Source organism: Sediminibacterium goheungense (assembly GCF_004361915.1).
GTDB lineage: Bacteria > Bacteroidota > Bacteroidia > Chitinophagales > Chitinophagaceae > Sediminibacterium > Sediminibacterium goheungense.
This window is the reverse complement of sequence record NZ_SNWP01000013.1, coordinates 106,976-124,284: the sequence shown is the minus strand read 5'-3', so window position 1 is coordinate 124,284 and position 17,309 is coordinate 106,976. Positions and strand designations below refer to the sequence as shown.

The 17,309-nt window shown below is 41.8% G+C and carries 16 protein-coding genes; 11 read left to right on the top strand and 5 right to left on the bottom strand.

Going from position 1 to position 17,309, the window contains the following annotated elements:
* Positions 1-53: 53 nt before the first annotated feature.
* Positions 54-497, bottom strand: coding sequence for a type I restriction enzyme HsdR N-terminal domain-containing protein (locus tag BC659_RS14340; protein ID WP_133475506.1), 444 nt, complete (start codon positions 495-497; stop codon positions 54-56).
* Positions 498-584: 87 nt separating this feature from the next.
* Between BC659_RS14340 and BC659_RS14335 the strand changes: the two genes are divergently transcribed.
* Positions 585-1,355, top strand: coding sequence for an AMP nucleosidase (locus tag BC659_RS14335; RefSeq protein ID WP_133475505.1), 771 nt, complete (start codon positions 585-587; stop codon positions 1,353-1,355).
* Between the two features lie 79 nt (positions 1,356-1,434).
* Here the strand turns inward: BC659_RS14335 and BC659_RS14330 are convergent, their stop codons facing one another.
* Positions 1,435-2,094, bottom strand: coding sequence for a heme exporter protein CcmB (locus BC659_RS14330; protein ID WP_133475504.1), 660 nt, complete (start codon positions 2,092-2,094; stop codon positions 1,435-1,437).
* A gap of 57 nt (positions 2,095-2,151) precedes the next feature.
* Positions 2,152-2,733, bottom strand: coding sequence for a thymidine kinase (locus tag BC659_RS14325; protein WP_133475503.1), 582 nt, complete (start codon positions 2,731-2,733; stop codon positions 2,152-2,154).
* 107 nt (positions 2,734-2,840) lie between these two features.
* Here BC659_RS14325 and BC659_RS14320 point away from each other — a divergent pair, with 107 nt between their 5' ends.
* The 5 genes from BC659_RS14320 to BC659_RS14300 all read left to right on the top strand — a co-directional run bounded on the left by BC659_RS14320 (position 2,841) and on the right by BC659_RS14300 (position 9,893).
* Positions 2,841-3,248: a hypothetical protein gene (locus tag BC659_RS14320; protein WP_133475502.1), complete on the top strand. Its 408-nt coding sequence runs from the start codon at positions 2,841-2,843 to the stop codon at positions 3,246-3,248.
* A gap of 206 nt (positions 3,249-3,454) precedes the next feature.
* A complete protein-coding gene (locus BC659_RS14315) occupies positions 3,455-4,471 on the top strand; it encodes an efflux RND transporter periplasmic adaptor subunit (RefSeq protein ID WP_211340794.1) in 1,017 nt (338 codons plus the stop codon).
* A 6-nt stretch (positions 4,472-4,477) separates the two neighbouring features.
* Positions 4,478-7,648 (top strand): efflux RND transporter permease subunit, encoded by a 3,171-nt coding sequence (locus BC659_RS14310; RefSeq protein WP_133475500.1) that lies wholly within the window; start codon positions 4,478-4,480, stop codon positions 7,646-7,648.
* 11 nt (positions 7,649-7,659) lie between these two features.
* A complete protein-coding gene (locus tag BC659_RS14305; protein ID WP_133475499.1) occupies positions 7,660-9,102 on the top strand; it encodes a TolC family protein in 1,443 nt (480 codons plus the stop codon).
* A gap of 74 nt (positions 9,103-9,176) precedes the next feature.
* On the top strand, positions 9,177-9,893 hold the full coding sequence (locus BC659_RS14300; RefSeq protein ID WP_133475498.1) for a hypothetical protein: 717 nt from the start codon (positions 9,177-9,179) through the stop codon (positions 9,891-9,893).
* Here BC659_RS14300 and BC659_RS14295 read toward each other — a convergent pair.
* Positions 9,866-11,122, bottom strand: a complete 1,257-nt coding sequence (locus BC659_RS14295; protein ID WP_246027152.1) for a 3-deoxy-D-manno-octulosonic acid transferase — start codon at positions 11,120-11,122, stop codon at positions 9,866-9,868. The genes BC659_RS14300 and BC659_RS14295 overlap by 28 nt on opposite strands.
* 122 nt (positions 11,123-11,244) lie before the next feature.
* Here BC659_RS14295 and BC659_RS14290 point away from each other — a divergent pair, with 122 nt between their 5' ends.
* The 5 genes from BC659_RS14290 to BC659_RS14270 all read left to right on the top strand — a co-directional run bounded on the left by BC659_RS14290 (position 11,245) and on the right by BC659_RS14270 (position 16,368).
* Positions 11,245-12,375 carry a DegT/DnrJ/EryC1/StrS family aminotransferase gene (locus BC659_RS14290; RefSeq protein ID WP_133475496.1) on the top strand — a complete coding sequence of 377 codons (1,131 nt, stop codon included), beginning with the start codon at positions 11,245-11,247 and terminating at the stop codon, positions 12,373-12,375.
* Between the two features lie 3 nt (positions 12,376-12,378).
* Positions 12,379-13,680: a UDP-glucose dehydrogenase family protein gene (locus BC659_RS14285; RefSeq protein ID WP_133475495.1), complete on the top strand. Its 1,302-nt coding sequence runs from the start codon at positions 12,379-12,381 to the stop codon at positions 13,678-13,680.
* A 58-nt stretch (positions 13,681-13,738) separates the two neighbouring features.
* Complete coding sequence (locus BC659_RS14280) at positions 13,739-14,713, top strand: UDP-glucuronic acid decarboxylase family protein (protein WP_133475494.1); 975 nt, start codon at positions 13,739-13,741, stop codon at positions 14,711-14,713.
* A gap of 4 nt (positions 14,714-14,717) precedes the next feature.
* Positions 14,718-15,602 (top strand): dTDP-4-dehydrorhamnose reductase, encoded by an 885-nt coding sequence (gene rfbD / locus BC659_RS14275; RefSeq protein WP_133475493.1) that lies wholly within the window; start codon positions 14,718-14,720, stop codon positions 15,600-15,602.
* A 259-nt stretch (positions 15,603-15,861) separates the two neighbouring features.
* Positions 15,862-16,368, top strand: coding sequence for a GNAT family N-acetyltransferase (locus tag BC659_RS14270; RefSeq protein WP_133475492.1), 507 nt, complete (start codon positions 15,862-15,864; stop codon positions 16,366-16,368).
* 9 nt (positions 16,369-16,377) lie between these two features.
* Here the strand turns inward: BC659_RS14270 and BC659_RS14265 are convergent, their stop codons facing one another.
* Positions 16,378-17,289: an MBL fold metallo-hydrolase gene (locus BC659_RS14265; RefSeq protein ID WP_133475491.1), complete on the bottom strand. Its 912-nt coding sequence runs from the start codon at positions 17,287-17,289 to the stop codon at positions 16,378-16,380.
* Between the last annotated feature and the right edge of the window lie 20 nt (positions 17,290-17,309).

Here is a 17,309-nt window from a genome sequence, read left to right as displayed (position 1 = left end):
GATCATATAAAACCTATATGAGAAACCCCTGAATTTTGGATGATGCAGAATGGTTAAGGGGTGTCGTGGTAGTCGGGTATGGCAGTTAAATAGACAATTTCTTTATTGATGGTAGCCCAGCCCTTTGTTTCATTGCCATTGGTGATGATGATATATCCGGCTTGTAAAGATGACTGATATCGAAGCAATTGATGAAATACTGTTTCATCAACAGGTATATTCATTTCCTTGCATTCTACCAATAACCAGGGGGAATCATTTTTATAGACAAGAATATCAAAGCGTTTTTTAAGTTCTCCGACCGTAATTTCTTTCTCAATGGCAATCAGAGAAGGAGGGTATTGCTTTATTTGTAACAGGTATTGCAGGAAGTTCTGTCGAACCCATTCTTCTGGTGTAAGCCGGATCCATTTTTTGCGCAAAGGGTCAAAAATTTGCTCTTTGCCATCTTTCATTTCTATTTTAAAAGGATAGGATGGGTAGGCAATTTTGATCATAATGCTTGTAAATGGAATTGATTTTTTGTATTTTAGCCAATTAACCTGTATCAAAGATACCGGGCAGGAACACTAAAAAAATATATTATGAAGACGAAAGCAGAAATTGTGAACAACTGGTTACCACGTTATACCGGAGAAAAACTCGAAAATTTCGGGAAATATATTTTGCTGACCAATTTCAGTAACTATGTAACCATGTTTGCCAAATGGAACAAAGTGAAAGTGGTGGGAGCCGACAGACCCATGCAATGTGCCACCGCCAATGGTATTACCATTATTAATTTTGGTATGGGTAGTCCCGGTGCTGCCACAATTATGGATTTGCTTACGGCCATAGCACCGGAAGCGGTATTGTTTCTGGGGAAATGTGGTGGATTGAAGAGACGAAACAAACTCGGAGACCTGATATTACCCATTGCAGCTATAAGAGGAGAAGGTACATCCAATGACTATTTTCCTGCAGAAGTACCTGCCATGCCTGCATTCGCCTTACAGAAAGCCATTTCAACCACCATTCGCGATTATAAGGTAGATTATTGGACGGGTACCGTATATACCACCAACCGAAGGGTATGGGAGCATGATGATGAGTTTAAGGCTTATCTCACAAAAGTTCGGGCCTATGCCATTGATATGGAAACGGCTACCATTTTTACCGTAGGTTTCTACAATAAGATTCCAACCGGTGCCTTATTACTGGTTAGTGATCAGCCCATGATTCCCGAAGGTGTAAAAACAGAAGCCAGCGATAAAAAAGTAACAGCAGACTATGTAGAACGACACCTCAAAATAGGTATAGACTCACTAAAACAACTCATTAATAAAGGCCAGACCGTAAGGCACCTAAGGTTTTGATGTCAGATGTCAGATGGCAGATTTGATATTCACTATGTCTTACATCTGACATCTGCCATCTGATATCAGACATTTGCGCTTAGTCTTTCCATAAAAAAGGAAACAATATCACGGCCAGGGCAACCACGAGTATGTCTAATCCGGCTAGCATGGCTACCATTTGCCACCAGCCTGCCTGAATTACATCAGAGAAGCCGGTTCCTGAAATCTTCATCAGCAACAATAACTGTGGGATAATGAGGGGAAAACCCATTATGGCCATCATAGCCGATTGTTGTTGTGCTTTTGCGGCTATCGCAGCAAGGAAAGTAAATACCAGACTCAGGCTGATGCCGCCAAGGCAAACAATACCTGTAAACTTCAGAAAATTTTGCAGTGGATTACCCAGTAATAGTGAGAAGATCAACAAGCTCAATAAACTCATGATGAGCATGAGTAAAAGGTTGAAGATAAGTTTGGCCAATACAAAATCAACAGGCCCGGCTACGGTGTAGAAATATAACATCCTTCCACGGCCTTCGGCAAGGAAACTTTTTGCCACGGCATTTACGCATACAAACAACTGGATGATCCAGAACAGGCCATTCCAGACAGCGTCGTCGGGCTGCCCCATTGACAGATAAACAACAAAAATGGTGGAAGCTACATAAAGTAGTATGCCATACAGCGTGTATTGCTGGCGCATTTCCAGCAACAGGTCTTTTTTTACCAGTGCGAGTATCGTGCTGCTACTTTTCATGTGTTCATTACTATTGTTTTTGTCCCATTCAATTTGCACCTTGCTACGAGGGTTCTATCAACCCTTGCTGGGGCTCATTTCATGGAAACATTTGCGGCAACGGGGTTCATAGGTTTCTTTTTCTCCCAGTAATACCTGTCCTTCATTTTCCACTTTACGGAAAGAAACATTGGCAATATTGCCACATTTCATGCAAATGGCATGCAGTTTCGTAATATAATCGGCAATGGCCAGTAAATTGGGCATTTGTCCGAAAGGACGCCCCAGATAATCCATATCCAGTCCCGCAACAATTACGCGGGTGCCCCTCAGTGCCAGCATTTCACATACATGCATAATTTCTGCATCGAAAAACTGAGCTTCATCAATACCAACCACATCCACATCCTGGGCCATCAGCAGAATGGTTTGTGAATTATCTATCGGTGTACTTTGTATACTGTTGGCATCATGACTTACCACCTGTGTTTCATCATAACGAACATCAACGGCCGGTTTATAAATTTCTACTTTCAGGTTAGCAATCTTCGCCCTTTTTAGTCTGCGTATCAGTTCTTCTGTTTTGCCACTGAACATACTGCCACAGATCACTTCAATCCATCCTCTGCGTTCACCTGTTAAATTGGGTTCAATAAACATGTTAATGTTTTAATAATGGGGTGGGGCAAATTACTTTAAACGAACCTTATTTTCCTATTTTTGTTTTATATATCCCGGGTTCGTCCCTTGAGCAAATAAAAGATTATATGACAGAATTTTTTAAGAAGCTTATTGTTGTGCTACTGCTCATGGGTTTTGCTAATATGGTGACCGCCCGGCCAGGTTGTCATTTTTCATCCGGATCCCTCGCCGATGATGCCGGTCAGCTGCGCTTTAATAAAACCGAATCATTTACGGTACTTGAGTATGTACTTGAGTCGGTGCATGGTTTACAGGATAATATTCCCAATAACGAAGAGTCAGGGGCGCATTATAGTATATTCAGGGTAACAGGTAAAACAGCCCTACCCAGGGTAGTTGTGGCGATACAGCGGGAAAAAATGCTGCCATCACCCTCGCACACATTAACGCATACAGGTGCTTTTAACCGGTTTTACCCCTCACCCGAACTGGGGCATTTCCACGGTTTTCTCTTCCGGCTCACTCCATTCTGATTTCAGGCTACTTTATTGATTCATTTGCCCCGGCACTGTTACAAGTTACAGTGCGGGTAATCCTGTATTTATTCCATTCACAGTTATCAAAAAGTACAATGAGATCATTTTTACCCCTCGTATATTTTCTGGTTATATTTTTTATGTCCTGTAAGGACAAAAACAACGGTCAGCAAAATCAAAATGAAAATACTGAACTGCCGGTTTTGGCGATTCAGAAAAAAGATACCCTGTTACTTACAGAATATGTTTCTGAAATACAGGCTGTACGCAATGTAGAAATCCGTGCAAGGGTGCATGGCTTTCTCGAAAATATATTTGTAGATGAAGGAAAGGAGGTAAAGAAAGGTCAACTCCTTTTTCAGATTAATGACCTTGAATACGTAACCGAAGTGGCCAAGGCAAAAGCCAATGTATCAAATGCAGTAGCAGAGGCAAAAGCAGCTGAACTGGAAGTTGATCGGATCAAGATGCTGGTGGATAAGAAAGTGATTTCTTCCACCGAGTTTGAACTTGCATCTGCCAAACTGAGGGCTGCTAAAGCTAAAGTGGAAGAAGCCAATGCTGAACTGGCAAGTGCACAGAATAAATTATCATTCACCAGTATTAAGTCTCCCTTCGATGGTGTAATAGACCGTATACCCTTGAAAATAGGAAGTCTGATTGATCCGGGCGCATTACTTACAACTATTTCTGATATACATGATGTGTTCGCTTATTTCCATGTATCTGAAAGTGAATATCTGCGATTCAGAAAAGATAAATCAAACGCATCCTCACGAGAAGAGGCCATTCAACTGGTATTGTCAGACGGAACAGAATATCCGCAGAGAGGGCGTATTGAAACCATGGATGGGGAGATCAATGAAAATACCGGTGCCATTGCGTTTCGTGCCCGGTTCCCGAATCCATCTAAATTACTGAAACACGGTGCATCCGGGAAAATCAGATTAACCAGCGTGGTAAAAGATGCCATGTTGATTCCGCAAAAATCAGTGTTTGAAATACAGGATAAGAACTATGTATTTGTAGTAGGCAATGATAATATAGTGAAGATGCGGGGCTTTACCTATCGAAACCGGGTAGCTGATTTTTATATCGTAGAGCAGGGTATTCAGCCTGGAGAAAGAATCGTGTACGAAGGTGTGAAGAATATCCGTGATGGTATGAAGATCAGTCCGCGTATGATTACAGAAGCCAACTTTATTGCTTATTCCAAATAAACAGTCATGTTCGAAATATTTATTAAGCGGCCCGTGTTGTCGCTGGTGATTTCTTTATTAATAACCCTGTTAGGATTACTGGCTTTATTTACATTGCCTGTTACGCAGTTTCCAGATATTGTTCCGCCCTCTGTTACTGTAACGGCTAAGTATACCGGAGCAAATGCTGAAGTATGTGCCAAAGCCGTTGCTACACCGCTTGAAAGAGCGATCAATGGTGTACCCGGCATGACTTACATGTCGTCGGTATCCAGTAACAATGGGATTACACTGATTTCCATTGCTTTTAAAGTAGGTACAGACCCCGATCAGGCAGCTGTAAACGTTCAGAACAGGGTAACAACTGTATTGGATGAGTTGCCAGAAGAAGTCATTAAGGCCGGGGTAACTACCGAGAAAGAAGTAAACAGCATGTTGTTATACCTCAATATCATGAGTGAGGATACAACTGCTGATGAACAATTCATTTACAATTTTGCGGATATCAATATTCTTCAGGAGTTGAAGCGTATTGATGGGGTAGGTTTTGCTGAGATTATGGGATCGAGAGAGTATGCCATGCGGGTATGGCTGAAACCCGATCGGATGCTTTCATATAATATTTCAGCACAGGATGTGGTAGATGCTTTGCGGAATCAGAATGTTGAAGCGGCACCTGGTAAAACAGGCGAAAGCTCTGGTATGGATGCCGGATCATTGCAATATGTTTTGCGTTATACCGGAAAAAAATCAGAAGCTGTACAGTATGAAAATATTGTAATAAGAGCCGAGTCAAATGGGTCTGTATTGCGGTTAAAAGATATTGCAGATGTTGAATTTGGTTCCATGACCTATAGTATGGAATCGAAGACGGATGGAAAACCTTCAGCATCCATTATGCTGAAGCAACGCCCCGGTTCAAATGCAAGAGATGTTATTAATAACGTAAAAAAACGGATGGAAGAGTTGAAGGCAACTGCTTTTCCTCCCGGCATGAAATACAATTTTGCGTATGATGTATCACGCTTTCTGGATGCTTCTATTAAAGAAGTAATCAAAACATTATTTGAAGCTTTTATACTGGTATTTATCGTGGTATTTTTATTCCTGCAGGATTTCAGGTCCACACTTATTCCTGCATTGGCCGTACCGGTTGCATTGATCGGTACGCTTTGTTTTATGCAGCTACTTGGTTTCTCCATTAATCTATTGACCTTGTTTGCACTTGTACTTGCCATTGGAATTGTGGTAGATAACGCCATTGTGGTGGTGGAAGCCGTACACGTTAAAATGCAGGAATACCATATGTCGGCCATGGATGCAACCATTGCAGCCATGAAGGAGATAAGTGGCGCATTGGTTGCCATTACACTGGTGATGTCGGCCGTGTTTGTGCCAGTTGCCTTTCTCTCGGGGCCGGTTGGCGTGTTTTACCGTCAGTTTTCACTCACGCTGGCTATTTCCATTGTTATTTCAGGTATTAATGCAGTAACACTTACACCGGCCTTATGTGCCATTATGTTAAAACATCAGCACCTGCCGGCTAAGAAAAACTGGCTGCAACGCTTTTTCGCAGGGTTCAATAAAAGGTACGACAGTACTTCTTCCCGATACCAAAAACTTTTGAAGGCCATCGCCGGAAAAAGGGTGGTTACATTGTCACTATTGGTTGTATTTTTTATGGCAACATGGGGTATTTCAGCTGTATTGCCGGGAGGGTTTATTCCAACAGAAGACCAGGGTATGGTATATGTGAATGTAACTACGCCGGCTGGCTCTACAGTGGAAAGAACAGCAGCCGTAATGAATGAGATGCAGGAATCGGTGAAGGGTATCGGAGCCATTGAAAATATATCTACACTTTCAGGTTATAGTCTTGTAACAGAAGTGGCAGGGGCCTCCTATGGAATGGCTATGATTAACCTGAAGCCCTGGAAGGAAAGAACCGAATCGGTGAATGAGATCATTACATTGCTGAAACAGAAAACCGCACATATCAAAGATGCCGATATTGAGTTTTTTCCTCCGCCAACTGTTCCGGGTTTTGGTAATGCGAGTGGTTTTGAAATGCGTATTCTTGATAAAACAGGATCCGGCGACCTTACAAAAACAGCTGCAGTGGCCAACGCATTGATTGATACACTGAAAAAAACAAAAGTCATAGGGGCTGCATTTACCAGCTTCGATCCTTCCTTTCCGCAATATATGATACATGTAGATCAGGATATGGCAGCGCAAAAAGGTGTTACCATCGAAAATGCCATGAGCACACTCCAAACACTGATAGGCAGTTATTATGCTACCAACTTTATCCGTTTCGGGCAAATGTACAAAGTGATGGTGCAGGCTTATCCGCAATACCGTTCAAAACCGGAAGATATACTTCAGTTATATGTAAAGAATGACAGGGGTGAAATGGTATCTTATTCTACGTTCATAAAACTGGAAAGGGTATTCGGTCCGGAACAGCTAACGAGATACAATATGTACACTTCTGCGCTTATTACAGGTGATGCAGCACCGGGATACAGTAGTGGCGATGCGATTAATACATTGAAAGAAACCGCAGAAAAAACTTTGCCACGAGGGTTCAGTTATGAATGGTCTGGTATGACGAGAGAGCAGATACTATCAGGTAATCAGGCTGTTTTCATTTTTGCTATCTGTTTATTGTTTGTGTATTTGTTGCTTGCAGCGCAATATGAAAGTTTCCTTTTGCCTTTGGCGGTTATTCTTTCTTTACCCGCAGGTGTATTTGGGGCTTTTCTGGGATTGAAATTATTCGGACTGGAAAACAATATCTATGCCCAGGTAGCACTGGTGATGCTGATTGGTTTGCTGGGAAAGAATGCCATTCTGATTGTTGAGTTTGCCATATTGCGGCGCAAACAGGGACTTCGTATTATCGATGCTGCCCTTGAAGGGGCTGTATCAAGGCTGAGACCTATTCTTATGACATCTTTTGCCTTTATAGCGGGGCTCATTCCTTTATGTATTGCATCTGGTGCAGGTGCCATGGGTAACCGCTCTATTGGTACTGCTGCTGCAGCCGGAATGTTGATTGGCACCTTATTCGGCGTCATTGTAATACCCGGACTCTACTACTTATTTGCGCAGCTGTCTGAAAAAACAAGTAACAGCCAAAATACAGTGGTAACAGTAACGGAAGAAAATGTTGAACAATATACTGATCGATAAATCATTTATTCATGAAACTGAGAATACAATCATCTATATACATTATAGTCTGTTCTGTTGTGATCATGGTGGGGTGTTCCATACCAAAGTCAACACAGTCATTCAAGGAAATTGAATTGCCGGCTACCTATAAGGGTAGTAAGGATAGTTCAAAAATGCAGAACATGGATTGGCGGAGTTTTTTCGCAGACACTGCTTTGCTGCAGTTGGTAGAAGTGGCACTCAAACAGAATTTCGATCTCCGGAAAGCGGTACAGCGAATCAGTATGGCAAAGGCGCAGATGAATATCGCAGCCAATGCAAGACTACCTATGCTGGAAGCAGTTGCATCGGCGGGATTTACAAAGTTTGGTAAGTATACCATTGATGGTGTGGGTAATTTCGATACGAATCTTTCTCCCAATATTTCAAAAGACCAGCGAATACCGGTATTGACCCCTGATCTTTTTCTCGGTTTAAAAAGTAACTGGGAAATGGATGTATGGGGCAAGCTCAATGACAGAAAAAAAGCCGCTTTCTCAAAAGTACTGGCTTCAGAAAAAGAACGTCAATGGCTGGTAACACAACTGGTAGCGCAGGTAGCCGATATGTATTATGAATTGGTGGCACTGGATAGTGAAATGGAAATTCTCGAGAAAAATATCCGTCTTCAGGAAGATGCATTAAGCGTAGTGAAAATACAGAAAGCAGGAGGGAGGGCCAATGAATTAGCGGTTCAGCAATTTGAAGCTCAATTGTACAACACCAGGAGTTTTTCTGCTGTTATCAGGCAAAGCATTGTGCAAACAGAAAATGAGTTAAATCGTTTACTGGGTAGATTGCCACAACCAGTAAAACGAAAAAAATCTCTATTCAGCCTGAAATTGACGGGTACGGTAAAAACGGGTGTTCCCTCAGATTTAATGGTGAACAGACCCGATATACAGGCTGCGGATCTGAAATTGATGTCGGCAGGTGCCGAACTGAGTGCTGCCCGGAAATCATTTCTGCCTTCTTTTAATATCACACCTTATATCGGATTCAACTCCTTCAATGCCGCGCAAATGATAACCCCCGGTTCTGTTGCGTACGGGTTGCTGGGTAGTATTACGGGACCGGTATGGAACCGCGGAAGACTCAAAGGAATGTTAAAAGAAGCAGAGGCACAGCAGGCTGAATTATGGTATGAATACCAGCAAACCATTGTAAAAGCTTATCATGAAGTAGCTACCAGTATGGCTGCGGTGGTAAATAATGAGGAAGTATATGAATTGAAAAAAAAGCAGGCACAGGCGCTGGAATCGGCTGTGGTAACGGCCCGGGAGCTATACGTAACAGGGTATGCATCTTATCTTGAAGTGATCTCAGCACAGCAGGGATCGCTTGAAAGTCAGTTACAGTCTGTACTTACGTATAAAACTTTACTGCAGTCTCAGATCGATTTATATCGTTCACTGGGAGGTGGATGGCAATAAAAACAGGGGGAGAAATACTAAATGGTACTAAAAAACGTTAGTAACTTGTGTTTCTCCCCCTAAATCATCATGCCATGGAAAGAGTAGGCACATTGATCAATAAATTGAAAGAGCAGTTTGAGCAGGATGCTGATGCTGCAAAACTGCTGGTAAATACACGTCTATTGCTGGCTGAACTGCAAACAGCTCTCCAGCAACAGCCCTCTACTATTAAAAGCAAGGTTTCGGTTACGATGCCATCATCATATATGAATGGTACGGTTGGTCCTGTTATCCCTGAAGTAGTAACACCTCAGGAAAGCTTAGCGGTAGAAGAGCCAGTTTTTGAACCTGCACAAATGGTTCCTGTAGCAGAACCGGCTGAAAAAGAAGTATCGATTCCCTGGATGATGAATATGCCGGTTGAAATACCTACCATGGTACATCAATCTGTTCAATCTCAGAAAGAAGTATATGAGTTGAATGAATTACTGGTGGCGCAGCATGAACAACCTGAAATAAATGAGAGACTGAAAGAGGAAAAGGTAGAAGTAGCCACGGTATTACAAAGTGCACCTGTACGCGATCTTAAAAAAGCAGTTGGGATTAATGACCGCTATCTTTTTGTGAATGAATTGTTTCGCGGTGATGAAAATATGTATGAGAGAAGCCTGAAAACCATCAATGGGTTCAGCATTTATCCGGAAGCGCAATACTGGATAGAAAGGGAATTGAAGGTGAAACTCGGATGGAATGATCAATGCGAAGCAGCGCGCATGTTCGATCAGTTGGTAAGAAGACGTTTTGCGTGAATATAATCAAGGATTTTTTTTGTAGCACCTGCTTTATCCCTTACATAATTGCCCCCAATGGTTCCAGACTCTTTTAAAAGGGTTTGATCGGATAATAATGCTTTCAGCTGCTCTTCCAATTCCAAAGCATCTTCAATACTGAATCCTGCTCCCGCATCTACCAGATCAATGGCTTCCTGGTATTTATCGTAAACGGGACCGAAAACTACAGGTTTATAAAATACAGCAGCTTCCAGTGCATTGTGTATGCCATCATCGCCAAAACCACCCCCTATATAGGCAATAGTAGCGTAATGATACAGTTTACTCAGCATACCCATATTATCCATGATCAGTACATTTTTGTTCTGGCCTGCTTCAGGCTGAGCTGCCCATACCGAATAACGGATACTTCTTTCATAAAGTTGTTCGCATTCTTTTAGTCGGTCTTCATCAATATCATGTGGGGCTATGATAAAACGAATATCAGCGTAAGTATTGGCAAAATGATCCAGTGCTTCATCATCTTCTGTCCAGGTACTGCCCGCAACAATTACCGGATGGTCGCCACAAAAGGAAGTAATGGGAGCAATTTCTTCAAACCTGCCGGCAATTTGCAGTACACGGTCGAAACGTGTATCACCCGCTACAGAGAAATCTGTTTTCATTTCGATTTGCTGTAAGAGATCTGCTGAAAATGTGTTCTGAAGAAATAAATGGGAAAATTTTTGCAGCATATTCCGGTGAAAATTTCCATACCACTTAAAAAATGGCTGATCGTTTCTGAATACACCCGATACCAGTAGTAAGGGAATATTTCTTTGTTTGATTTCATCGAGGTAATAATGCCAGAATTCATATTTCACAAAAAATACCAGTGAGGGCTGTACAATATTTAAAAACCTTACAGCATTGTAGGGACGGTCCATGGGAAGGTAGCAGACATGATCGGCTACCGGATCATTTTTTCTGATTTCATAACCGGAAGGGGAGAAAAAACTGACCAGTATAAAATATTGCGGGAATTGCTGCTTAACTTTTTCCAGAATGGGTTTGCCCTGTTCAAATTCGCCCAATGATGAGCAATGCATCCATACCACTGGTTTTTGGTTGGTATGGAAAATCATAGCGAGTTTACGGAACTGTTGTTTTCTGCCGGCTATCCAAAGCCGGGCCTTAGGGTTATAAAAAGATAATAACCATGCGGCTTTGGGGTATACCCATACAAATAACCGGTACAATAAACGCAATAGCAATAATTTATAAGTACAAAATAACAACTTAAACGGCTTGAAAACCATTTTGATGATAAGGTAGGTGGCAATAAGCTGAGCTTTTTTACAGTAATTTTGCCCCCTAAAGCACAGAAAGCATGCGACCCATACAGATGGTGGATACAAAGAGGCAGTATGAACAAATTAAAACAGACGTAGATGCTGCTATTCAGGAAGTATTAAACTCGGCTGCCTATATTGGCGGAAAAGCGGTTCAGGATTTTGCCAGTGGATTGAATGAATACCTTGGTGTGAAACATACGATTCCCTGTGCCAATGGTACGGATGCGTTGCAGATTGCTATGATGGCGCTGGGTTTACAACCCGGTGATGAAGTAATAACACCCTCTTTTACTTATATCGCTACTACAGAAGTAGTGGCCTTGTTAAGGTTAACGCCTGTATTTGTGGAAGTAGATCCCCGCACTTTTTGTATGGATCCGGAAGCATTGCGTAAAGCCATAACATCCAAAACCAAAGCCATTGTTCCGGTGCATTTATACGGTCATGCTGCACCCATGGAAGAAATTCTCGCAATAGCGAAAGAATATAATCTCTATGTCATAGAAGACAATGCACAGGCAATAGGTTGTAATTATACATTTTCCGATGGTACGGTTCAAAAAACGGGTACCATGGGAACCATCGGTGCAACTTCCTTTTATCCCAGTAAAAATTTGGGGGCCTACGGAGATGGCGGTGCCATTTTTACCAATGATGATGCACTGGCCCAACAGTTGAAGATGGTGGCCAACCACGGACAACAGAAAAGATATTACCACGAGGTAGTGGGCTGTAATTCGAGATTGGATAGTATTCAGGCTGCCATACTGAATATTAAACTAAAAAAACTGGATCAATACAATGCGGCCCGGCAGTCTGTTGCGGCCTATTACAATGATGCATTTGCCGGCAACGAAAAAATTACCACACCATATGTAGCATCATATAGTTCGCACGTATATCATCAGTATACCCTGCTGCTGAATGGTGTAAACAGAGATGAACTGGTTGCCTATTTGGCAGATCATAAAATTCCATCTATGATCTATTATCCTGTTCCGGGGCATAAACAGGATATGTTTAAAAGTTTTGCATTGCCTGCCTATGATCTTGCCACTACAGACTGGCTTACAGAAAGAGTCATTTCTTTACCGGTGCATACGGAAATGGATGCCGATCAACTGGAGTACATAACAGCGCATGTATTAAATTTTGTAAATAAATAAGGAATGAAGATTGCAGTTGTTGGAACGGGATATGTTGGACTTGTAACAGGAACCTGTTTTGCAGAAACAGGGAATAAAGTTACCTGTATTGATATTGATGTATCTAAAGTAAAACGTTTATCTGAAGGACAGATAACGATCTACGAACCCGGGCTGGAAAAAATATTTCTTCGTAACCTCAAAGAGGGGCGATTAAAATTTACAATCGATCTGGCAACGGGTATCAGTGAAGCAGAGATTGTATTTCTGGCCTTACCCACACCTCCCGGTGCAGATGGTGCAGCAGATCTTAAATACGTTCTTGGGGTAGCCGAAGACCTGGGTAAAATCATGACTGCTTATAAAGTCATTGTTGATAAAAGCACCGTACCTGTAGGTACGGCAGATAAAGTAAAAGAAGCCATTGCGCTCAATTATAAAGGCGAATTCGACGTGGTAAGTAATCCTGAGTTCCTTAGAGAAGGGGTGGCCGTGGATGATTTTATGAAACCAGATCGGGTAGTGGTGGGTACCGATTCTGAACGCGCAAGGAAAATAATGGGTGATCTGTTTGCACCTTTTGTACGTCAGGGTAATCCCATTATCTATATGGATGAACGTTCTGCAGAACTTACCAAATACGCTGCTAATTCGTTTCTGGCTACCAAGATATCCTTCATGAACGAAATTGCACAACTCTGTGAGCGAATGGGAGCCGATGTGGATATGGTGCGCAGGGGTATTGGTAGTGACGACAGGATCGGTAAGCGTTTTCTTTTTCCCGGTATCGGTTATGGAGGAAGTTGTTTCCCCAAAGATGTACAGGCCTTGATAAGGTCGGCAGAAGAAATCAGTTATGATTTTAAAATACTAAAAGCAGTAGAACAGGTGAATGCCCATCAAAAACTGCACATGGTTGAAAAAATAGAACAGTATTTTGATCATCAGTTAAAGGGTAAAAAACTGGCATGCTGGGGGCTTGCATTTAAGCCCAATACGGATGATATCAGAGAAGCACCTGCTTTGGAAATGATCAGGGTATTGCTTGAAAAAGGCGCTTCTGTTACTGCTTTTGATCCGGAAGCGATGTCCAATGTAAAACAGTTATTGGGCGATCAGATACAATATGCCAATAGCCAGTATGATGCACTCAATGAAGCCGATGCTTTAATTATTGCAACAGAATGGAGTGAGTTTCGTACGCCTGATTTTGAAATGATGGAGGCACGGTTAAAAAGCAAAGCCATATTCGACGGACGTAACCTGTTTGATGTAAAACAGATGAAAAATATGGGTTATTATTACGAAAGTATTGGCAGGAAATAGTTGATAGTGAACAGACCATGATCCATATCTGATAGTGATGGATCAACAACCATAGATTATGTCAAAAAAAAGAATACTCATAACAGGTGCTGCTGGCTTTCTGGGTTCACATCTCTGTGACCGTTTTATAAAAGAAGGCTACCATGTTATCGGAATGGATAACCTTATTACCGGCGACATGAAGAATATTGAACACCTCTTCAGCCTGCCAGACTTTGAGTTCTTTCACCATGATGTAACCAAATTTATTCATGTGCCGGGGCATCTGGATTACATACTTCATTTTGCCTCGCCAGCCAGTCCGATTGATTACCTGAAAATACCGATTCAAACACTGAAAGTAGGTGCTTTAGGTACGCACAATTGCCTGGGGCTTGCCAAAGAAAAAAAAGCCAGGATACTGGTAGCCTCAACAAGTGAAGTATATGGTGATCCGCTCGTACATCCACAAACAGAAGAATACTGGGGAAATGTAAATCCTGTGGGCCCCAGAGGCGTGTATGATGAAGCCAAGCGATTTATGGAATCTATTACCATGGCTTATCATACCTATCATGGGGTGGAGACAAGAATCGTACGCATATTCAATACATATGGGCCAAGAATGCGTTTGAACGATGGCAGGGCCTTACCTGCATTTATCGGACAGGCTTTGAGAGGAGAAGATCTTACCGTATTTGGTGATGGTACCCAAACCCGTTCATTTTGTTATGTGGATGACCTGATAGAAGGCATCTATCGCCTGTTGATGAGCGATTATGCATTGCCTGTAAATATTGGTAACCCCAATGAAATAACCTTACTCGCATTTGCCGAAGAAGTATTGAAACTTACCGGTTCTTCTGTAAAAATCATACACAAACCTTTACCGGTCGATGACCCCAAACAGCGCAGACCAGATATTACAAAAGCAAAGGAACTACTGGGATGGGAGCCTGTAATTGACAGAGCAGAAGGACTGAAAAAAACCTACGAATATTTTAAGTCACTGCCCAAAGAAGAATGGTCCAGACAACCCAAAGAGTTTAACTGATCATATGTCTAAGCCGCTTATTCTCGTAACAGGTAAAAATGGTCAGCTGGGTTGGGAACTTTCTCAACTGGCAGCTGCGTATCATTCATTTGATTTCGTTTTTTTAGGTCGGACTGAATTGGATCTATCCGACAACCTATCGATACAAACCTGTATCGAAAAATACCGCCCTGCCTATTGTATTAATTGTGCAGCGTATACGGCTGTAGATAAAGCTGAAACAGAACAGGCAATGGCCTATCAGGTAAATGCAGCGGCCACAGGTGCCATGGCAGATGCCTGCAGAAAACTAAATGCTACACTTATTACGATATCTACCGATTATGTATTTAATGGAAATGGAACAAAACCATATCCTGTGAATGAGCCAACAGATCCGGTTAATTATTATGGTTACAGTAAACGGGCTGGCGAGCAATTGGCGCTGACAAATAATCCGGCAACCATTATTATCAGAACTTCATGGGTATTCAGTTCGCATGGTAACAATTTTGTAAAAACAATGATACGTTTGATGAAAGACCGTGAATCATTGAATGTAGTAGCAGATCAAACCGGGTCACCAACTTATGCACATGATCTTGCGGCTGCCATTATACAAATCATTCAGCAACTGGAGGCCGGTAATAAGCACTATGGTATTTTTCACTTCAGTAATGCAGGCATTACCAACTGGTGCGATTTTGCGAAAGCCATTGCAACAGAAGCTCAGCTTGCTTGTAACGTCAAGGGTATTACAACTGCAGAATATCCGACACCTGCCAAAAGACCTGCTTATTCGGTAATGGATACGGGTAAAATCAGTAAGGATTATGGCATTGTGATGCGGGAATGGAAAGAGGCCCTGCATGATTGTATTCATCTCCTGCAGTCTGAAAATAAATCCTGAACCAACCTGTTATAAGTTGTCTGGTACTTACATCGTACTATATAAAGATACGTTTTTTTTGCTAAATAACATCCTTGGTACGTGGGCATTTGTATCCTTTGCCTGTAGAGCGATCAAAGCATTCGGGCGGGAGAAAAACCTCATTTTATAAGACAAGAAAATACCTCTGAAAATAGCCAAATCTGGAAGGTAGTGGTTGTGCAAAGCCGTTTGTCATTTATCATTCTTTTCAATTTACCAGACCTGCTAATTTTACCATATGCAAATACAAAACAGCACGCTCGCAGACTTAGATACTATTTTCAGTTTATACAGAATGGCTGCCGGGTATATGAAAGAGAGATTCTGGGTGCATTTCCCCGAGTTTGATAGAAATATGGTAATCAATGAAATTGAAGAAGGCAGGCAATGGAAAATGATGATAGATGGAGAACTGGCTTGTATATGGGCCATTACCTTTAATGATCCGCAGATATGGGAAGAAAAAGATGCCGACCCCTCTATTTACATACACCGTATTACCACAGTGCCGGCATTCAGGGGTAGACATCTGGTGAAAGAAATTGTGAACTGGGCAAAAGGGTATGCAAAGGAGCAGGATTGTAAATACGTGCGGCTGGATACAGTAGGAGAGAATCAGAAACTCATACAACACTATCAGGATAGTGGTTTCCGTTTCCTGGGAATGGTGGCATTAAAAGATACCAGTACTTTGCCCGATCATTATAAATTAGACAAAGTGAGTCTTTTCGAACTGGAAGTATAGCAAGTCGGTTTATAATTTAAAAACATCTCCCATTGATGCAATCCTAAATCCGGCTGCCAATACTTTCTTAACCGCTGAACTGCTTTTTATCAAAAGTGGATTGGTGTGGTTAAAGTGAATAAAATGAATCTTTCTTCTATCATTCAGCGATAAGTGAGCAAAGCGCTGCATACTTTCAATAACAAAGGGGTGGGGTATGGTTTTGATATCTCTGTTATTGATTTCTTTTGCATCGAAGAATGTAGCGTCAATAAATGCATAATCTACAGTGGCAATTAATGAGTCTATATTGCGCTCCCATTTTTCCCATTTGTCAATATCAGGAATAAACAAAGCACTTTTATCGGGCCCTTTGATAAGATAGCCAACGGTTTCTGAATATTCATCCCGATGAGGCACCTGTAAAGGTGTAACATCCAAAGAGGCGTTTAACCTAACCGTTTTTTCATTGGTAAGTGTTTGAAGTACGATATTCTGCTGGCTCACCAGTTGACTCCAGGGTCCGTTTTGTGATAAATATTCTTTCATGCGTGGCATACTGTATACCGCTATTCGCTGGGCATTCGCCGCTTCTTTACCCAGGTACATCAAACCTGTATAATGCCCGATATGTGCATGGGAAAGAAAAATGCCATCAGGAAAATCATGAGGCTTATTGGAATATTTTTTAAGTAAGCGTAACTGTGCAGCGATATCAGGGCTCGCTTCCAATAAATAAGTACTGCGGTTTTCTTTATCAATCAGTCCCAATGAAACAACTTTTCGGCTATGGTCAGGTCTGGTAAACAGTTGTTGGCAGCAGTCTTTGGTACAGCCAATTTGAGGAGAGCCTGCATCCTGTACGGTACCCAATACGATGAGTGTAGGTTGGGCCTGTAAATCTTTACATATTAGAACAACGATAAAGAATAGCCATTTCATAAGGGTAAGTTAGAAAATAA